We start from the raw sequence: 17,995 nt of genomic DNA on the forward strand, positions 1-17,995 counted from the left end.
AAGGATCGGGAATGTATCTCACCCAATCGCTGCACCGGAATGTGCAGCAGCGCCCACACGCGATGGCCACCATCTGCGGCGACCGAACCGTCACCTATTCCCATAGTCTCGACCGGGTGAGTCGGCTGGCGGGCGCACTACGCCGCCACGGTGTCGCCTCGGGTGACCGGGTCGCCATCTTGGCGCTCAATTCGGACCGCTATCTCGAGACCATCCTCGCAACTGCCTGGGCCGACGCGGTCACCCTTCCCGTCAACACACGGTGGAGCGTCAAGGAGATCGCCTACTCGCTGAACGATGCGGGAGCACGGCACATTTTCCTCGACGACACGTTCGTCCCCCTTGCTGACGAACTCCGATCCGCATGTCCACAATTGGACGTGGTCGTGCACTGTGGAGACGGCCCAACACCGGTGGGCATGCTGTCGTACGAAGAACTGATCGCCGACGCGACCGGCGTACCTGACGCGCACCGGCGCGGCGACTCGCTCGCAGGCATTTTCTATACTGGCGGCACAACTGGGTTTCCCAAAGGCGTGATGCTCAGCCATCGGAACCTGCTGACGTCGGCCACCGCTTGCGCCGCGAACGACTCCTGGTCGACCGAAGGTCGAGTTCTTCACGCCGCACCGATGTTCCATCTCGCCGATCTGGCCTCGGCAATCGCGCATTCGCTGTTAGGTGGCACCCACGTCATGATCCCGGCGTTCGAACCGATCGCGACTCTCACCGCGATCGTCGAACACCGGATCACCGATACACTGCTCGTACCGACAATGATCCAGAGGGTCGCCGACCACCCGCGGCTCGGCGAGTTTGACACCTCGAGTCTATGTACCGTCATGTACGGAGCGTCGCCGATCTCGGAGGCCTTGCTCGAACGAGCCCGCTTTGCGTTTCCCTCCGCGTCGTTTATTCAAGGCTACGGAATGACCGAACTGTCGCCGGTGGCCACACTTCTTGACGACACGGACCACGATGACCCGGTGCGTCGTCGATCGGCAGGCCGGGCGGCGTTGCACGCCCTTGTCGCGATCCTCGATTCGGACGGACATGAGGTCCCCCGCGGTGTCGTCGGCGAAATCGTCGTCAGCGGCGAGCACGTGATGCTCGGGTATTGGAACAGGCCTGCCGAGACCGCGGAGGCGGTCCGCGACGGATGGATGCACACCGGCGACGGCGGATACATGGACGACGAGGGGTTCGTGTTCATCGCTGACCGCATCAAAGACATGATCATCTCCGGCGGCGAGAACGTGTATTCGATCGAAGTCGAGAACATCATCGCAAAGCTTCCAGGCGTGACCCAATGCGCGGTGATCGGTGTCCCGGACCAGCAGTGGGGAGAACGTGTGCACGCAATCGTGAGTCTGGCCCCCGGCGCCACACTCACACTCGACGAACTACGTGAACACAGCAAGAAGGAAATCGCCGGCTACAAGGTCCCCCGCAGCTTGGCCATCGTCGATTCATTCCCCACCTCCGCCGCAGGAAAGATCGTCAAACGCGACCTTCGGCAGCAGCACTTGTGACGTCGAACCCGAACGGCTATCCCATCCACCGGTCCGGGCAAGGACTCGGCTCCCATCACTCTGTAGAACAGGGACATCGACCCTTACAGGCACGTGCCAGATCCTGGTCCTGAACGGTACCGACCTCTCGTCACCGTTTCCGAGCTTCCCGGCTTGTGGCTGGCCACTCGGCAGCCGCACCGTGCTGATTCGACTCCCAGAACAGCCGAACACTCACTGGCCGTTGCGGCTGGCCGCTTCATCGCGTGCACCTGTGTACGTACTGGATGGGGGTGGGGTCATGGCGGACAGCTATCAGTGATAACTCGGGCGGTGGAGAACGCTGCCGGGTCCTGCTCGTGTAGTGAGCGCTACACGCGTTATCGTTGACTGCAGGAACACGAGTCTGGTCTGAAGAGAGGTCGACATGGGTAAGCGGGGTGCGCCGACGAAGCGCGAGGCGAGCCAGAAGACCATCGAGACCCGTCAACGAATCCGAGCCGTCGCTACGCAACTCTTTGCCGAGTGCGGATACCATGCGACGGGAGTAGCGGAACTCAGCACAGCGGTGGGACTGGGGGTGGGAGCTCTCTATTACCACATAGGATCGAAAGAGGAATTGCTTCTCGATATCTGCAGATCTCATATCGACGATATTGTTGCTGTGGGAGAGGATCTGCTGCGCCAAGATATGCTGGCCGCGGAAAAAATTCGACGCCTTGCACGGCGGCATATGTTTAATGTCGCGGAACGCACGTTGGAGTTGCGCGTGGTCATGCGTGAGATAGATTCGCTCACGGGAACTCCGCGAGCCGAGATGCAGCAACTGCGTGATCGAACCGAGGAAATATGGCAAGAAATCGTTCAGCAGGGTAAAAAATCGGGGGAGTTCGAGAACTTGGATCCGCTCTTCGTCAAGCTGATCTTGGGGGCACTGAATTACGCCGTTCTATGGTACCGCAGTAACGGGGAATTGTCTCCGGATGAGATCGCCGACCGCACCGTGGACCTTATGCTAGGAATCCGGAAAAAGGCACAGGTGTAGTTCGCGGTATCCGGCTTCGAATGTCCCGCAGAGACCACATGCGCCCCGATGATCAATGCCTTCTCGTGTGTACCATCGGCGAATGCTTCCTGTTCTTCGCCGATCCCAGGTAGCGCCGAGTCTCGTCCGAAACGCCGGCGCTCAGCAACGCACTGATGAGATCGGTCAGATGGCTGGCGAAAAGCTTGTCGTCGGTCCCGGTCCGGACGCTGGCCCGGCGTCCCAATTCGATGTATCCGAACCGGATGACCGCGAAGCGGCGGTGCAGCGGTGGTCCGACAGTCTCGGGTGGAAGGAAGGGCTGTACGAGCAGGCTCCACCGTTCGAGGCTTCCGTCGGAGTCGTAGACCAGCGCACCTGTCGGCTCAGCAGGATCGATGATTTCGGTGGTCCGATTGACCAGTTGGGCTGCGATCTGGAGGAACTCCGGGCCTCCGTGGTCGTCACGCAACTTGGGTATCAAAGGCAATAGGAACGCCGATGCGAGGTCGCGAAGGGTGCCTTCACCACGGACTTCGATCTGGTCGAGTATCGCGTGACGCCGTGTCGAGACGTCCGATTCGTGCTTCTCGAGCACTGCGCGGAGCAGGCCATCGCGGTTCTCGAAGTGGTATTGCAGGGAGGTGGTATTGCGCTGGCCTGCCTCGCGCATGATCTCGCGCAGTGATACGCCATCGATGCCCTGGGCGGCGAACAAACGCTCCGCCGCCGAAACGAGGGTCGCGCGTGCGTCTCGTGGGGTGTCGCGACTGCCTGATCGAGTCATGCACATGACTTTATCCGAGGGTCGCTATTGGTTGCCGACGACGAGTTCGATGCGTCGGGCAATGTGGGCTTCGGCAGCGACTCGACGGGTGGGCAGGTGCCCGGTGGGCCACAGTCCCGGAGTCGGGCTGTAGTGCTTCAAGATCTCACGAGCCACCATGATCTTGTGGACCTCGGTGGGACCGTCGGCAATCGCCATGATCTCGGACTCCACCATCATGTCGGAGAACGGCATTTCGTTCGAGATCCCGAGGGAGCCGTGTAAATGCATCGCCCGCTGGGCCACGTCGTGCAGCACCTTCGGCATCGCGGCCTTGATGGCAGAGATGTCCTTGCGCACTGCCCGGTAGTCCTGGTGCTTGTCGATCAGCCAGGCCGTGCGCAACACAAGTAGCCGGAACTGCTCCATTTCCACCCAGCTGTCGGCGATGCGCTCCTGGGTCATCTGCAGTGTTCCCAGAGTGCCGTTCTTGGTCTCGCGCGACACCGCCCGTTCGCACAGAAGGTCGAATGCCTTGCGGACGAGCGCGATGGTGCGCATTGCATGGTGGACCCGCCCGCCACCCAGTCGAGTCTGGGCGACTGCGAACGCCTGTCCCTGTCCACCGAGCATCGCGTCCGCCGGAATTCGGACGTCGGTGAAGCGGAGATATGCGTGGTGCCCGTCTCGGGTGCCCGTTCCGACGTTGCGCACGATCTCGACTCCAGGCGTCGTCGGGTCGACGATGAACATGGACATGCCGTGGTGCGCACTCGCGTCCGGGTCGGTCACGGCCATGACGATGAAGAAGCTCGCAAACGCGGCCTCGGAGGCGAACCATTTCTCGCCGTTGATGACCCAGTCGGTATCCGCTCGAGTCGCGGTGGTCGTGAACAGGGTCGGATCGGCACCGGCGTGTGGCTCTGTCATCACGAAACACGACCCGATATCGCCGTCGAGCAGGGGCTGGAGATACGCCGCCTTCTGCTCGACAGTGCCGTAGTGTGCGAGGATTTCGGCGTTCCCGGAGTCCGGCGCTTGGCATCCGAAGATGGAGGGCGCCCATTTGGAGCGCCCGAGGGTCTCGTTGAGCAGCGCGAGTTTGACCTGTCCGTACCCGGGGCCGCCGAGCTCGGGTCCGAGGTGGCATGCCCACAATCCGTGCGCCTTCACCTCGTCCTTGAGGGGTTGGGCCAGCGCCATCGCCCGCGCGTCACTCTTGTCGTACGGATTGTCCAGCACCAGGTCCAGCGGCTCGATCTCCTGACGGACGAAGGTGTCTGCCCAGTCGAGCTGCTTCTGATACTCCCGATCGGTCTCGAAATCCCATGCCATGAGCACTCCTCGCGCGTTGGCTCGATGTAAGCCAAGTGAATTAAATCAACATGCAGATGGTACATGTGCTCGGTCGCGTGCGCTAGACAGTTGTATTGAGTGATCGCTACAATTTTGGGGTGAGCAACATACCGAATACCCCAAGCCCCGCCGAAGCTGTTCATCCCGCTGCGGTCGACGTCGATTCTCTGCGGGAGTGGATGGACTCCGAGGGGCTCGGTCGCGGCGCGATCGAGCGGGTAGCGCCTATCGGTGGCGGCACGCAGAACATCATGTTGCGCTTCGAGCGCGGCGGACGCTGCTTCGTCCTGCGCCGGGGGCCGAAACATCTGCGACCCAACACCAACGACGTGTTGCGACGTGAGATTCGGGTGCTGGGTGCGTTGAGTGGCACCGAGGTCGCGCATCCGCGACTGATCGCGCCGTGCGTCGACGTCGATGTCCTCGACGGGGCCGTGTTCTATCTGATGGAGCCGATGGACGGATTCAATGCGTCGATCGGGTTGCCCACGCGGCATACGCACGACGCGGGCATCAGGCATCGAATGGGGCTGGAGATGGTCGACGCACTGGCTACGTTGGGGCAGGTGGACTACCTGGCCGCGGGCCTCGAAGATTTCGGGAAACCAGAAGGGTTTCTGGATCGGCAGGTAACACGGTGGCTGAGCGAACTCGAATCGTACGCAGCCTTCGCCGACTACCCCGGTCCAGGAATATCTCATATCGACGACATCGCGGACTGGCTCGAGCGAAACCGCCCCGGGGACTGGGCGCCGGGGATCTTGCACGGCGACTTCCACATCGCGAACGTGATGTTCTCACACGCCGGACCCGAGGTCGAGGCCATTGTCGACTGGGAGATGTGCACGATCGGTGACCCGTTGCTCGACCTGGGGTGGATGCTCGCAACGTGGCCGGAACCGGACGGCGCGCGGGACCCGATCGGCAGCGCTATAGCCCGCGCCGGCGGACTGCCGACGCCCTCCGAACTCGTCGCACGGTATGCGCGACGCAGCGACCGTGACCTGTCGGCTGTCGCCTGGTACACGGTGCTCGCCTGTTTCAAACTGGGCATCATCCTCGAAGGCACCTATGCGCGTTCCTTCGCGGGAAAGGCATCGAGGTCCACTGGTGAGCGCCTGCACGCCTCGGCATGTGAGCTGTTCGAAAGTGCGCGGCGAAGGATCGTGCAGGCATGAATGATGCCCCCGCCCAAGCGGATCGGGCTCCGATACCGCGCGGGCGGGTTGGCCGGTGACCCCGCCCGCAGCGACCCTTCTCCGCTTTCGCCTGTCGATGCGCGGTGCGCGTGTTCTTCCTCTACAGCCGCGGATCCAAAACCACTTTGCTGACGGCATCGGATCGCGAGCGGTAGATGTCGTAAGCCTTGACTCCAGCGGACATCGGAAGTCGATGGGAGACCACTGTTTCCGGATGCAAGCGGCCGCCTTGCGTGAGCGCGAGCAGCGCTGGAAGCTCGGCCTGGACCGAGCAGAGCCCGATCGCGAACTCGAGTTCCTTCACCTGTGCCAGCTCCATCGGAAAAGGGAACCGCCTGTTCTGACTCACACCGATGACGCTCACCCGGCCGCGCGGCCGTACCGCGCGCAGCGCAAGTGTGATCGTATTGTCGGCGCCTACCGCCTCGATGACCGCATCGGGGCCGATACCCTTGGTGAGGTCACGGATCTCGACCTTCGGATCGTCCGCGCTCTCGACTGTCCTCACCCCCATTCCCTGCGCAAGCTCACGACGCTCTCGTACCGGGTCGACGCCGATGACCTGCGCGGCGCCCATCGCGAAGGCGCACTGCGCCGACATCAGGCCGACCGGTCCGAGGCCGATCACCAATACCGATTCGCCTGGACCGATCCGAGCCCTGCGGCACCCATACCAGGCCGTTGGGGCGTTGTCGGTGAGCACCACGCCGGCCTCATCACTCACGTCGGAGGGCAGCGCGACCAAGTTTCCATCGGCCTGTGGAACGCGAACGAACTGCGCCTGGCTGCCCGGAAGTCCGCCACCGAGGCCATAACAGGACTCGAGCGCTGACGGCTTGTCGACGCAACTCAACACTCGTCCATTAACACAGGGAGGGCATTTCGAGCAGCCGACCGAGGCGGGAATCAAGACCCGATCACCGACAGAGAAGCGGGTGACGTCACGACCGACCTCGCGGACGACGCCGACCGCCTCATGCCCCATCGAGTATCCGGTGGTGGCACTGAATCCGTGACCATCGAAGATGTGCAGATCGCTTCCGCAGATGCCGGCGAGGCTGACCTCGATCAGGGCCTGATGGGACTCACGGATCTCGGGTGCGGGTATGTCGGAGTACCTAACCTCTGTCGGGCCCTCGTAGGTAAGGGTTTTCACGCCACGCCTCCGTCTATCCGCAGAGTTGCTCCCGTGCAGAACGAGGAGGCCGAGGTGGCGAAAAAGAGGGCGGCATCGACCACCTCGCTCGGCTCACCGCAACGTCGCAGGGCCAGTGTTTCGCCGAAGTGTTCGCGCGTTCCTGCAGGCCAACTCTCGGCTATATCGGTCAAAAACGGGCCACATTGAATCGTGTTGACCCGCACGGTGGGGCCGAAGGCACGGGCGAAGCCTTCGGTGAGAACGTTCAGTCCCGCCTTGGCGGCAGCGTAAGGCAGTGAGTGGACGCTCGGCCGGATCGCCTCGATCGAGCCGATGTTGATGATCGATCCGCCCGAACCCTCCGCCATGCGCGTTCCGATGAGTGCCGAAAGCCGGAAGGGACCACGCAAGTTGACCCCGATGACCTTGTCGAAAAGAGCTTCACCGACCTCCGCAAGACTCGGATACAGCGGTGAGATGCCAGCGTTGTTGACGAGAACATCGACCTGTCCGAACTCCGCGTACGCGGCCTCGGTGAGGGCCTCGCATTGATCCCACTCGCTCACGTTGCACGCGATCGGCAACGCGCGGACACCGTACTTCTCCTGCACTTCATCCGCCAAATCTTTACAGCTATCGAACTTTCGGCTCGCGACGACCACACGCGCACCGCGAGCGGCGAACCCCTCGACCATTGCCCTGCCCAAGCCCCGGCTGCCGCCGGTCACGACCACTACCTTGTTCTCCACTGACACTTGCTCCCCGTTCCCTCAGCTGTTGACCACTCTCGGCATCGGCACAGAACTTGGATGCACAGAGATTTGCGGACACGGTAGCAGTTTGTATTGAGTGATCGCTACAAGTTGAACGGAAGCCTGGACGACCGCACGTGGATCTATCGAGGCGCCAAGCGCTCGTAGTCGTCGGCGCACTCCGGCGAAGCCCGACGAGCTGGGCGAGCGCTCCCCTCGGAGCCTGAGGCGTGGACCAGCGGGCGTAGACGTCCGCACCCGGTTGCGTGCGGGCCGATGATTTCCGGCTGAGTCGGATCGGAGCCGACTCTTCCCAAGTAAGTAAATATCTATTAAGTTGATGTCGATCGCTTGATGCTTGGAGGATGGCAATGACGAACGAAGTTCGCGTGGCAGGCGTGGGGATGATTCCCTTCATGAAGCCCGGAAAAAGTGCTAGCTACAGTGATATGGGTGAGGTGGCTGCGCGAGCCGCGCTGACCGATGCCGGTCTTGACTACTCGGTGGTGCAGCAGGCCTACGTTGGCTATGTATATGGAGATTCAACTGCAGGTCAGGCTGCACTGTATGGGCTGGGCCAGACGGGCATCCCGATCGTCAATGTGAACAACAACTGCTCGACAGGATCTTCCGCGCTGTGGCTTGCTCGACAGGCGGTCGCGACCGGCGCGGTCGACTGCGCCTTGGCACTGGGCTTCGAGCAGATGGTGCCGGGTGCGCTGGGATCGGTGTTCGCCGACCGACCAGGGCCGATGGCACGGTTCGAGGAGGCCCTCGACAATGTGCAGGGTGTCGACCCGCACTCGCCGATGGCGGCCCAGTTCTTCGGTGGCGGCGGCCAAGCGTATGTCGATGAGTTCGGTATCGACCCGGCCGTCTTCGCCGAGATCTCGGTCAAAGCCCGCAAACATGCCGCCAACAACCCCAATGCTGTGTTCCGCGATCTCGTCACGGTCGAGGAGGTGCTCGCCTCACCGAAGATCTACGGACCGCTGACCCGACTGCAGTGCTGCCCACCCACGTGCGGCGCCGCCGCGGCGGTGATCTGCACTCCGGACTTCGCGAGAAAACACGGACTGACCGCCGACATCGCAATCCGGGCTCAGAGCCTGACCACTGATACTCCGAGCACCTTCCAAGCCCACGACATGCGCAAGGTCATCGGTTACGACATGTCGGTGGCTGCGGCGAACAACGTGTACGAAGCGTCGGGCATTGGTCCCGAAGACATCCGCGTCGTCGAACTCCACGATTGCTTCACCACCAACGAATTCATCACCTATGAGGCACTGGGCCTGACCCCGGTGGGCACTGCCGAAAGGTTCGTGCGCGACGGAGACAACACATACGGCGGGCGTGTGGTCACAAATCCATCCGGCGGCCTACTCTCCAAGGGGCACCCACTAGGCGCGACTGGTCTGGCCCAGTGTGCGGAACTGGTGTGGCAACTCCGCGGCCGAGCCGGAGCCCGGCAGGTCGAGGATGTCGAAGTGGCGCTCCAGCACAACCTCGGCTTGGGCGGCGCCTGCGTCGTCACTTTGTACCAGAAAGTGTTCGCCCGATGAGCTTGGACCGGTCGGTGATCGGCTGGAAATCGCCCCCTGTATCACTGTTGGTCACCCGCAGTCGGCTACGGAATTTCGCGAAGGCCACCGGACAGCCCGACCCTATATATATCGACGTCGATGCCGCGAAACAGGCGGGTCATCCTGACCTTCCGGTGCCGCCGACCTTCGTATTCGGAATTGAACTCGAATCGTCGAACCCGTTCGCCTTCCTCGAGGATCTCGGCGTGGATCTGCGCACCGTTCTGCACGGAGAGCAGCAGTTCTCCTACCACCGAATCGCATACGCCGGTGAGGAACTGATCGCCACCAGCACAATCATCGACGTCTACCAGAAGAAGGGTGGTCTGCTCGAGTTCCTAGTCCGGGAAACCACGGTCACCGACCAGGACGGTGGCACGGTCGCGGTGATGCGCGGCGTCACCGTTGTCCGGAACCGGCCAGGAGGGGCCGCAGAATGACAACTTTCGCACTTGAGGTCGGCGACGAAATATCACCCCTGCGAATCGACCCCATCTCTCGCACCACTCTCGCCCTGTTCGCCGGCGCCTCGGGCGACCACAACCCGATCCATATCGATTTCGACGTCGCTACGAGCGCAGGTATGGACGATGTTTTCGCGCACGGAATGCTCTCGATGGCATACCTCGGTCGCCTACTGACCACTCTCGCTCCGCAGCAACGACTTCGCTCCTACCGCGTGCGCTTCGCCGCGATCACCCCGGTGTACGGGCAACCGACCTGTACCGGCACCGTGACCGCGGTGGACCAGGTCGGCGGTGAACGTCTTGCCACGGTCGACCTGAAGGTCGCTCTCGCCGACGGCACCGTCACCCTGCTCGGTGACGCCGTCCTCGCACTCGACTGAGTAGGAGCAAACCTCATTAGCGGCTGTTGGCGCGGTGCTGCGTGCCCGCGTCCGACTCCGCTTGCGCCACACATCAGATCCCCACTCTCGACAAGGAATAACGAATCATTATGGGCAAATTGGACGGCAAAACAGCGATCGTGAGCGGATCTGGACGCGGCATCGGCCGATCCATCGCGCTCACCCTTGCCCGCGAAGGCGCCAACGTCGTGATCAACGACCTCGATCCCGCGCCCGCCGAGGCCGTGGTCCAGGAAATCACCGCTGTCGGCGGCAACGCCGTCATCTGCGCGGGCAACGTCACCGCGCCCGATTTCGGCGAGCGGTTTGTCGGCACCGCGACGGATTCGTTCGGCGGCCTGGACATCATCATCAACAATGCCGGCTACACCTGGGACACAGTCATCCAGAAAATGGGTGACGACCAATGGGACGCCATCCTCGATGTACATCTGAAGGCCCCCTTCCGGATCCTGCGCGCGGCACAGCCGGTGATCAGCAAGGCCGCCAAGGCGGAGGGGGAAGCCGGAACTCCAGTGCACCGAAAGGTTGTCAACATCTCTTCGATCGCAGGTCTTTACGGCAACGCCGGTCAGGTCAACTACTCCTCGGCCAAGGCGGGCATCACCGGGATGACCCGCACACTAGCCAAGGAGTGGGGCCGCTACAAGGTCAATGTCAACGCTGTGGCGTTCGGGTTCATAGAAACCCGACTCACCGAGGTCGCCGCTGATGGTGACGTCACGATCGATATCGAGGGCCGTGAGATCAAAGTCGGAGTCAATCCGCATCTTCTGAGCATGATGAAGGCGATGATCCCGCTCGGGCGCGCGGGCACCCCGGACGAGGCTGCAGGGTCGGTCGTGATGCTGACCTATCCCGAGTCCGACTATGTCAGTGGCCAGGTCATGACGGTCAGCGGCGGATACGAAGGCTAGGCAGACACGTCGACGTCAACCCGGTACCCGGTGCGATGGTGACGCTCGAACACCCTCGCGGAGAACAAGAAGTGGACCGCTGGCTGCGAAATGAGTTCTGTCTCAACAGTATTCAGGCGCAACCCTTCCTACCGTCCGACACCTCGCGCGCGGGTGTCGGCGGGCTGACATCCCACGGAACGCATCACAACGAACGAACAGGAGTACCTCGATGACCAGGACATACATCCGCCGGGAGGACCCGGCGCCGGGCGTGGCCCGCATCGTGTTAGCCCGGCCCGAGACTCGCAACGCCCAGAGTCCGGAACTGCTCTACCAACTCGACGCCGCCTTCGCGCTGGCAACCGGTGACGATGATGTGAAAGTGATCGTCCTCGCCGCGGACGGCCCGGACTTCTCCTCCGGGCACGACCTGAAAGCCGGGCTAGATCTGCCCTGCGCACCGGTTGCGACGCTGCAGGCGGGTATCGGGGCGCCGGGCGTCGAGGGGCATTACGCATTCGAGTGCGAAGCGTTTCTCGGGCTGTGCAAACGATGGCGCGATATACCGAAACCGACTATCGCCCAAGCCCAGGGCCGCACCATCGCTGGCGGTCTTATGCTGCTGTGGCCTATGGACATCATCGTTGCGACCGAGAATGCGACGTTCTCCGACCCTGTCACCGCTTTCGGAGTCAACGGCGTCGAATACTTCGCGCACGCCTGGGAACTCGGCGCGCGGAAGGCCAAGGAGATCCTGTACACAGGACGGGCCTTGAGTGCCGCTGAGGCACGAGAGGTCGGGATGATCAACCACGTCGTTGATGCCGCAGTCCTTGAGGAGTTCACCACCCGGCTTGCGGTCAGCATCGCTGCTCGACCGGCGTTCGGACTGCGCCTCGCAAAGGAAAGTGTCAACCGCAGCCTCGATGCACAGGGGCAGTCGACGGCAATGGATTCAGCGATTGCTCTGCACAACCTTGGCCATGCCAACAATCTTGCCCGCTACGGGCAGATCCTGGACCCAGCCGGCGCCGATGTCATCCGGGCCGGTGCGGTCAGTGACGACCACCGCTGTTGAGAAAGCGCGACCGCCGAACGGCGACCCTCGCCCTCGACCGTCCCTGCGTCGGCCGCGTGAACTGCAATCGGGGAGATTCCGAGAGGCGCGTGCTACACCACTGGAAACGCGGTGGATGGCGATGTCGAATCCGACCTCACTCTGGCCGCTGGCACCAAGGCCCATGCCTCGAGCACGCCCACGGCGAGACCGCGACGCAAGCGACGATCGCCGTCGTACTGCGAGTAAGTGTGATCGCTTCTCCTACAAAGCAATCGAGTCGAGAGGGGAGTTTCACCAGATGCTCACAGTAACTGTCGAAGCCCTGCGATCAGATCGCCCGTGAGCTCGAGCCGCACATCGTCACGAAACGCCGACACTGATCAAACCTGATGGGATTCAGTTTCCGTGAGATCAGCTGACAGGACGGTTGCTATACCAGCCGACAGGGAATTCGACACGTAACATCCGGATTTCCTCGATGAGATCTGCATACCCTTGCTGGACCTGCGCCAGGCGCTGCGCAACCATGTGTCGATGCTCTGCCCCCTCGCTGTGGCGCAGTCTCCACTGCGCTTGCGCGTAGTTGTCGGCAACATGGCTGATCACCTCGCCAAGAGTGTGGGTGTGACAACGTGCGGTGGTTGTGCGGGGAAGATGGTACATCGACCATTGGTCGATCATGCCGATCACGTCGCCGATTCGAGTGCGGGTGGCTGTGTCGTCGAAGTCGGCTGGTCGGCATGCCAGCGATACCGACGCGGACATGAGTGTCGCGTGCAAGTCGCCGAGCTCGCGTGCCCACTCTGCGAGTGGTGTTCCGACGCAGTCGAGGTTTCCGGCGACTGCGAGTAGAAGTTGTCGGGCTTCCAGCAGTCCCGTGGCGTGACTAGCGCGGCGACCACCTTGCAAGTGGACGTTCACTACCGGGACGGTGCGGGTGCCCGGTCTCCTGCTGTCCATCCTCTACCTCTCTATCTCCTGAAGTGGGTGGGCCGAAGCCCAGTTGACGAGCCGGGATGGAAACGTCAGCAGGGCGCCGCCCCGCGTGGAGCAGACCGTCCGCTGGCTGTCGTCATCGCCATAAGGCGCGGTTGCCAGTGGTGACATGTGTTCTAGGGCACATAAATGAAACACCTAAGCAAAGTGTTACGCAAGGGTGCTCGGAACTTCTCCGGTAGTTACTTTTGCCGCAGTACTCGTGAAATGCCCTCCACCAGCCTGGCGTTGGGGAGTTGCTCGGTGTGGCCAGCGTAGAAAATCGCGTCCCCATGCGCATGACCGCGGTAGCCGCCGATGGTGGGGCTTCGTACCGAGTGTGGTGCGCGCCGACGCGAGAACTGCCTGCGAAGGTGTCGCCTGAAGGTAAAAGGTTGTCGCTTTGGGATCAAAATCTGTGCGCATATTGTTCGACACTGGTCACGATCTCGCGTTCGGCAATCGAAGGGGTACCGATGGCGCACCAGAGCGCATACCGATTCAGTGCCGTGACTGGCGTTGCCGGCGCTATCAGAGAGCGCCTGGTCGACCAACTAGCCGCTGGCAGTGGCGACGTGGCGATGATCAACCGCACCGATCGAAATCCCGCCGGACTCGCCTCGCCCCTTCGCTCCACCTTCACCCTGGTGATGGCGGTAAATTTCTCACAGTCAGTTCAATTGACCCGAACCTTGCAACCCGGATCGGCCGCCTTTCCCGCTGGCCCTGCCACCAAGATTCCGAACGTGGTCGATGTAACCGAGACGCAGAGCCAATCCAACTGTGTGGCAAATAGATTCATGCAGCAGGGCTTCGCTGACGTCATGTGTCTGGGTCAGGGTTCCTGCATCAGTGTCGCCACCGTTCGTCATCTATGTGTGCGTACCGGGTTGGGAACCGGCGCGAGTAGGTCACAACGTCGGCAGTTCTGCCACTGACCATGTCCGAGTGAATGCAATATGGGCGTAAATCCTTGGTAGCCCGAAGTTGGGCATGGATATTCTTAGTCGCATCTTCTCGTCGTCTCGGTGGGCGCTGATGAATCACCGCATACTCCTGTCTTTATAATTCGAAATTCAGGGATGCGCCCGGCGTGGACGGTCCTCGGGATGGAAAATCAATCGGTCTCGCCTCGCTGGGCAGTCACTCAAGCCAGTCCGGGAAACATGCGAGAATCGAACAGGAGTGTACGGGTCGGTCGACGCGAGCGATGTCGATCTCGAACCGTTGCCGCCTGACTTAATCATTCGAAACACCTCTCTAATTCGGAGCAAAATATGTCACGATTTCGTCGATGGCCGATGATCTTGATCGCGCTGAGCGTGCTGTTCGTTGTCTTGTCCGTTGTCACGCAATTCGTCATCGCCCCAGCATTGACGAAGCTGCCCAGCAACCTGGACAGCAGAGTGCACTACGCAGGTACCGGTACCCTGCTCGATGCCGACGCATTGGCGAAAAACGACACAGCTCACATCCTTGCCAAGGATGTGCCGGTCACCATCGACCGTCACGTCTACGTATCCAGGACCTCAGGTGACGTCGCAATCGCTCACGACGAAGTCACTCTCTATGCTGCCGGGCACGCGGCGGAGGTTGACAACCACGTATATGCGATCGACCGCGAAACGATGCGCACTCAGACAACGCTTGCAGGATCGGTCGTGGAAGCTGCCTCGGGTTTGGTATTCACGCTTCCGCTTCATCCAGAAATGCGTGACTACGACTTCTACGACCCGAGCACACAGAGCTCGATACCGGCGAAGTACACGGGCGAATCGAACGTCAACGGACGTGATACCTACTTGTATGCGCTGTCCGCCCACGGACGACTGAAGAACCCCAAAACTCTGGATTCACTGCCGCACGCCCTGCCCAAGTCGGTGATCACCGAGATCATGCGACTCCTCCCGTCAGAGAACCAGCGTGCTCTCGGCGCAGCGATCGACAAGCTGCCGAACCCTGTCCCGCTTGTCTATACCGTCACGACGAACGTAGAACTGTCGGCCGACAAGACGCTGGGCACCCCGCTGAACAGCACCCTCGCAAAGCGGATCGTCGCCAGCGTGGCCGAGACCGACACTGCGATCCCGCTGCTTCCAGTCTTCGACATCAAAACTGCACTCACCCCCGAATCGGTGCAACGTTCCGTCGACACCACAAATGTGCAAGCACGCCGACTCCTTGTCATCAGTCAGGCCGTTCCAATCGGATTGGCCGTATTGGGCCAAGCTCTTGTTCTCACCCTCGCGATCACGGGGCTGGGATTGCGCCGCAGAACGACTGTCGCGCCTAGAAATCGGCACTTCGGCTGAATCAACCAGCTGCTCCGAAACCTACCATTGCACACTGCCTTGTCTATCCGATGACCGCAGGAGAATCTCAATGATTGGACTGTCTAGCGAGATCTTCGACGACAGTGGCGAATTAGGCACCGGTCTCAACGTCATAGCAGCCGGGCGGCGAGGTGGACGATCCTGATCCTGCGAGATGGGTTTGGTCGCGGTCAACCCGGGGCGGGATTCTTCGATAGCACGACATCGCCGAAGGCGGGCCCAGGGTAGCAGCGGCGCGACGATGGCGGCACCGGAGTCGCCGGGAGCAGGGGGCACGTGCACTTCGTCGAACAACCCGGAATCGACGACCTTGGCGATCGAATTACGACATCGGTTCCCATCCGCGCCACGGCCGCGGGCCGAGGCGTCCGCGCAGACAATCGAGGCGGTGTAGAGCTTGCGCGGCATGCTCAGGTTCAGACCCAGCCGCTTGCACTGCCATGCATGTCATCCGCAACTCACGGATATCGCGCAACAGCGTGAACCCGAACCCGGTGGTCACGTCATAACCGTATGCGCGCCAGAATAATTCGTACCGCTGCTCCGGGATCCATGCGAACGAGCTGTGCTTGATCGCAGTGGAGGTCAGATCCCAGTCCGGTGGCCCGATCGAAGCGCGCTCCAAGTCGAGGAACGTAGTAACCCCAGCGTCCGTGGTGACCACGTTGCCTGCCCATGCATCACCGTGGATCGGGCCCCACGTCAGGCGCGGCGCCAACTCCGCCCAGGCCGTTCGCAGCTCGGCTAATCGGTCACGTAGCCATTGTCGCTCTTCTGGCGTGAGAGTGGTTCCACCGTTGATACGTTCGTCAAGCCGGACGAAAGGCTCTATCTCACTGAGGAATTCGGGTGTCGGTAGGTGGTGGAGGATCCGTAAGACAGTGGCGATCTCCTGCTCGGTGCCCGGTCGATGAGGGCCCAGTTCTCGCCAGAACGTGACCGGCCGACTGTCGACGTCGACGAAATCAGCGCGGCTGCCTGCTGGTTCGATGGCAGCGACACCGTTGGATTGGAGCCATCGGGCGACCGCGAGCTCTCGGGCTGCAGCCTCGGACTGTCCGGCACGGGCAACGCGCACGACCACCTGCTGGTCGGCCAGTCTATATATCGCGTTCTCGGCGATCTTGATCGGCACTAGACGTGGGTTATCGAATCCTGCAGTGGCGCAGGCCTTTTTCACCACCTGCTCGATATCTCGTTGACTCACGCGGGTGTCGCCGTGACATCGACTCCCGCGCGGTGAGCGTACCGGTGTAGCTCTTGGACGTCCTGAGCTGCGCGACGTGAATGCAATGCGTTAGCGCGTGTGAGGGCTGCTGATCCGATCGAGCGCGCCTCGTCGGGGTCGCCCGTGGCCATGACCAGCGATGCGAGTTTGATCGATGACATCGTGCGTGAGCGTGCCGCCAGGTCAGTGTGTCCTCGGACGGCGGCGAACAGGCGGTCTCGTGCTTCGCCAGAGAAGCTGCCCTTCACCGCGATATCGAATAGTGCGTGCCCGGTGTCGCCTGCGTGCTGGGCGCGGTCGTAGTAGCGCATCCAGACTGGATCGTTGGCCGGTGAGGAGTTGGCGAATTGTTCGTCTGCGCGGCCAACGGCAGTGAGTACCGCCTGTACGTCACCGAGCTTTGCCCGAACGCGAGCTTCGGCGGTGTACAGCATCGCCCGCTCCGTCGCGGTCAGTCGCGGTGCCAACGTGAGCCCTTCCTGGATATAGGCCAATCCGTCGTAGTTCTTACCGGTCCAGATGGCATGGCGAGTCATCGAGGAGAGCACCTTCGCGTGCAGGTGCACCGCGTCGACCTCTTTGGCGCAGTCGCGTGCGAGCCCGAACATCTGCTCGGCGTCGTTGTGCGCGCAGGCGTCGAACGCCATGAACGCTGCGGTGTGGGCCAACGAACCGACGGCCAGATACAAGTCGGCTCGGTCGCAGGGCGCGCACTGGGCGGCGAGGTAACCTTCGGCAATTCGTAGCTGGGTCGCTACGACGTCGCGTACCAGGGCGCCGCCGTAGGTGGCATCCCACTTGGCGAATAGCTGTGCGGCGTCCCGGATTTGCGCTATCTCGACCGCGCCCACCCGGGTAGGAATTGGCGTGGCTCTGGTCTCGTCCAGCAAACGCAGCATCCTGCCAGGCGTGACCACGGCCGCGGCGGTCGCCGCGGCCACACGCAGAAATCGTTGGCGGTCCACCTCGTCCACGGTATCTCTGCGCGGAAGGCGGAACCACAGCAGTTCCTCCGGGATGCGCAGAACCGTCGCCCACCTGATCAGCTTCGACATGACCTCTGGCGCGTCACCCGTCTCGATGCGACTCAACGTCGCTTGGGTGATGTCGAGCCAGTTCGCGACATCGAGCTGCGTGATCGAGGTCTGATGCATGGGGTGGGTGCGGAACGCATAAATGACTCGGCCCATGTGCCAGGACCCGAGGGCGTCTCGCATGTGGTCGCTGGCCCAGAATTCGGCCGGCATCGTCGGCGGGCCGGCGGGAAGCAGCGGCGTTCGGGCGCAGCTGCTGCACGAGG

General features: G+C 62.0%; 17 protein-coding genes. 10 read left to right on the forward strand and 7 right to left on the reverse strand.

Annotation, left to right across the window (positions count from 1 at the left end):
* Positions 1 to 11 precede the first annotated feature (11 nt).
* Both OHS03_RS01935 and OHS03_RS01940 read left to right on the forward strand, forming a co-directional pair.
* Positions 12 to 1,532 (forward strand): acyl-CoA synthetase, encoded by a 1,521-nt coding sequence (locus OHS03_RS01935; RefSeq protein WP_328660255.1) that lies wholly within the window; start codon positions 12 to 14, stop codon positions 1,530 to 1,532.
* A gap of 406 nt (positions 1,533 to 1,938) precedes the next feature.
* A complete protein-coding gene (locus tag OHS03_RS01940; protein WP_328660257.1) occupies positions 1,939 to 2,556 on the forward strand; it encodes a TetR/AcrR family transcriptional regulator in 618 nt (205 codons plus the stop codon).
* A 52-nt stretch (positions 2,557 to 2,608) separates the two neighbouring features.
* Here OHS03_RS01940 and OHS03_RS01945 read toward each other — a convergent pair whose 3' ends face one another.
* Positions 2,609 to 3,328: a TetR/AcrR family transcriptional regulator gene (locus OHS03_RS01945; RefSeq protein ID WP_328660260.1), complete on the reverse strand. Its 720-nt coding sequence runs from the start codon at positions 3,326 to 3,328 to the stop codon at positions 2,609 to 2,611.
* An 18-nt stretch (positions 3,329 to 3,346) separates the two neighbouring features.
* Complete coding sequence (locus OHS03_RS01950) at positions 3,347 to 4,636, reverse strand: acyl-CoA dehydrogenase family protein (RefSeq protein ID WP_328660262.1); 1,290 nt, start codon at positions 4,634 to 4,636, stop codon at positions 3,347 to 3,349.
* 200 nt (positions 4,637 to 4,836) lie between these two features.
* On the opposite strand from OHS03_RS01950, the gene OHS03_RS01955 reads away from it, so the two are divergent.
* Positions 4,837 to 5,835: a phosphotransferase family protein gene (locus OHS03_RS01955; RefSeq protein WP_328664051.1), complete on the forward strand. Its 999-nt coding sequence runs from the start codon at positions 4,837 to 4,839 to the stop codon at positions 5,833 to 5,835.
* A 121-nt stretch (positions 5,836 to 5,956) separates the two neighbouring features.
* On the opposite strand, the gene OHS03_RS01960 is transcribed toward OHS03_RS01955, so the two are convergent.
* The gene (locus tag OHS03_RS01960; protein ID WP_328660264.1) at positions 5,957 to 7,012 is read right to left on the reverse strand and encodes an alcohol dehydrogenase catalytic domain-containing protein; all 1,056 of its coding nucleotides are present in this window, start codon (positions 7,010 to 7,012) and stop codon (positions 5,957 to 5,959) included.
* Positions 7,009 to 7,749 carry an SDR family NAD(P)-dependent oxidoreductase gene (locus OHS03_RS01965; protein ID WP_328660266.1) on the reverse strand — a complete coding sequence of 247 codons (741 nt, stop codon included), beginning with the start codon at positions 7,747 to 7,749 and terminating at the stop codon, positions 7,009 to 7,011. The genes OHS03_RS01960 and OHS03_RS01965 overlap by 4 nt, the downstream gene beginning before the upstream one ends.
* A 368-nt stretch (positions 7,750 to 8,117) precedes the next feature.
* Between OHS03_RS01965 and OHS03_RS01970 the strand changes: the two genes are divergently transcribed.
* The 5 genes from OHS03_RS01970 to OHS03_RS01990 all read left to right on the forward strand — a co-directional run bounded on the left by OHS03_RS01970 (position 8,118) and on the right by OHS03_RS01990 (position 12,177).
* Positions 8,118 to 9,311 carry a lipid-transfer protein gene (locus OHS03_RS01970; RefSeq protein ID WP_328660269.1) on the forward strand — a complete coding sequence of 398 codons (1,194 nt, stop codon included), beginning with the start codon at positions 8,118 to 8,120 and terminating at the stop codon, positions 9,309 to 9,311.
* Positions 9,308 to 9,772: a MaoC family dehydratase N-terminal domain-containing protein gene (locus OHS03_RS01975; protein ID WP_328660271.1), complete on the forward strand. Its 465-nt coding sequence runs from the start codon at positions 9,308 to 9,310 to the stop codon at positions 9,770 to 9,772. The genes OHS03_RS01970 and OHS03_RS01975 overlap by 4 nt, the downstream gene beginning before the upstream one ends.
* On the forward strand, positions 9,769 to 10,179 hold the full coding sequence (locus OHS03_RS01980; protein WP_328660272.1) for a MaoC/PaaZ C-terminal domain-containing protein: 411 nt from the start codon (positions 9,769 to 9,771) through the stop codon (positions 10,177 to 10,179). The genes OHS03_RS01975 and OHS03_RS01980 overlap by 4 nt, the downstream gene beginning before the upstream one ends.
* 110 nt (positions 10,180 to 10,289) lie before the next feature.
* Positions 10,290 to 11,117, forward strand: coding sequence for an SDR family NAD(P)-dependent oxidoreductase (locus OHS03_RS01985; protein ID WP_328660274.1), 828 nt, complete (start codon positions 10,290 to 10,292; stop codon positions 11,115 to 11,117).
* Positions 11,118 to 11,328: 211 nt separating this feature from the next.
* Complete coding sequence (locus tag OHS03_RS01990) at positions 11,329 to 12,177, forward strand: enoyl-CoA hydratase (protein WP_328660276.1); 849 nt, start codon at positions 11,329 to 11,331, stop codon at positions 12,175 to 12,177.
* A gap of 393 nt (positions 12,178 to 12,570) precedes the next feature.
* Here OHS03_RS01990 and OHS03_RS01995 read toward each other — a convergent pair whose 3' ends face one another.
* Positions 12,571 to 13,080, reverse strand: a complete 510-nt coding sequence (locus OHS03_RS01995) for a hypothetical protein (protein ID WP_328660277.1) — start codon at positions 13,078 to 13,080, stop codon at positions 12,571 to 12,573.
* 530 nt (positions 13,081 to 13,610) lie between these two features.
* Here OHS03_RS01995 and OHS03_RS02000 point away from each other — a divergent pair.
* Positions 13,611 to 14,072: a hypothetical protein gene (locus tag OHS03_RS02000; protein WP_328660280.1), complete on the forward strand. Its 462-nt coding sequence runs from the start codon at positions 13,611 to 13,613 to the stop codon at positions 14,070 to 14,072.
* A gap of 363 nt (positions 14,073 to 14,435) precedes the next feature.
* Positions 14,436 to 15,446, forward strand: a complete 1,011-nt coding sequence (locus OHS03_RS02005; protein WP_328660282.1) for a porin PorA family protein — start codon at positions 14,436 to 14,438, stop codon at positions 15,444 to 15,446.
* A gap of 343 nt (positions 15,447 to 15,789) precedes the next feature.
* Here OHS03_RS02005 and OHS03_RS02010 read toward each other — a convergent pair whose 3' ends face one another.
* Positions 15,790 to 16,602 carry a phosphotransferase gene (locus OHS03_RS02010; RefSeq protein WP_328660284.1) on the reverse strand — a complete coding sequence of 271 codons (813 nt, stop codon included), beginning with the start codon at positions 16,600 to 16,602 and terminating at the stop codon, positions 15,790 to 15,792.
* Between the two features lie 68 nt (positions 16,603 to 16,670).
* A complete protein-coding gene (locus tag OHS03_RS02015) occupies positions 16,671 to 17,885 on the reverse strand; it encodes a helix-turn-helix domain-containing protein (protein ID WP_328660285.1) in 1,215 nt (404 codons plus the stop codon).
* Between the last annotated feature and the right edge of the window lie 110 nt (positions 17,886 to 17,995).

Source organism: Nocardia salmonicida (assembly GCF_036142455.1).
Classification (GTDB): domain Bacteria; phylum Actinomycetota; class Actinomycetes; order Mycobacteriales; family Mycobacteriaceae; genus Nocardia; species Nocardia salmonicida.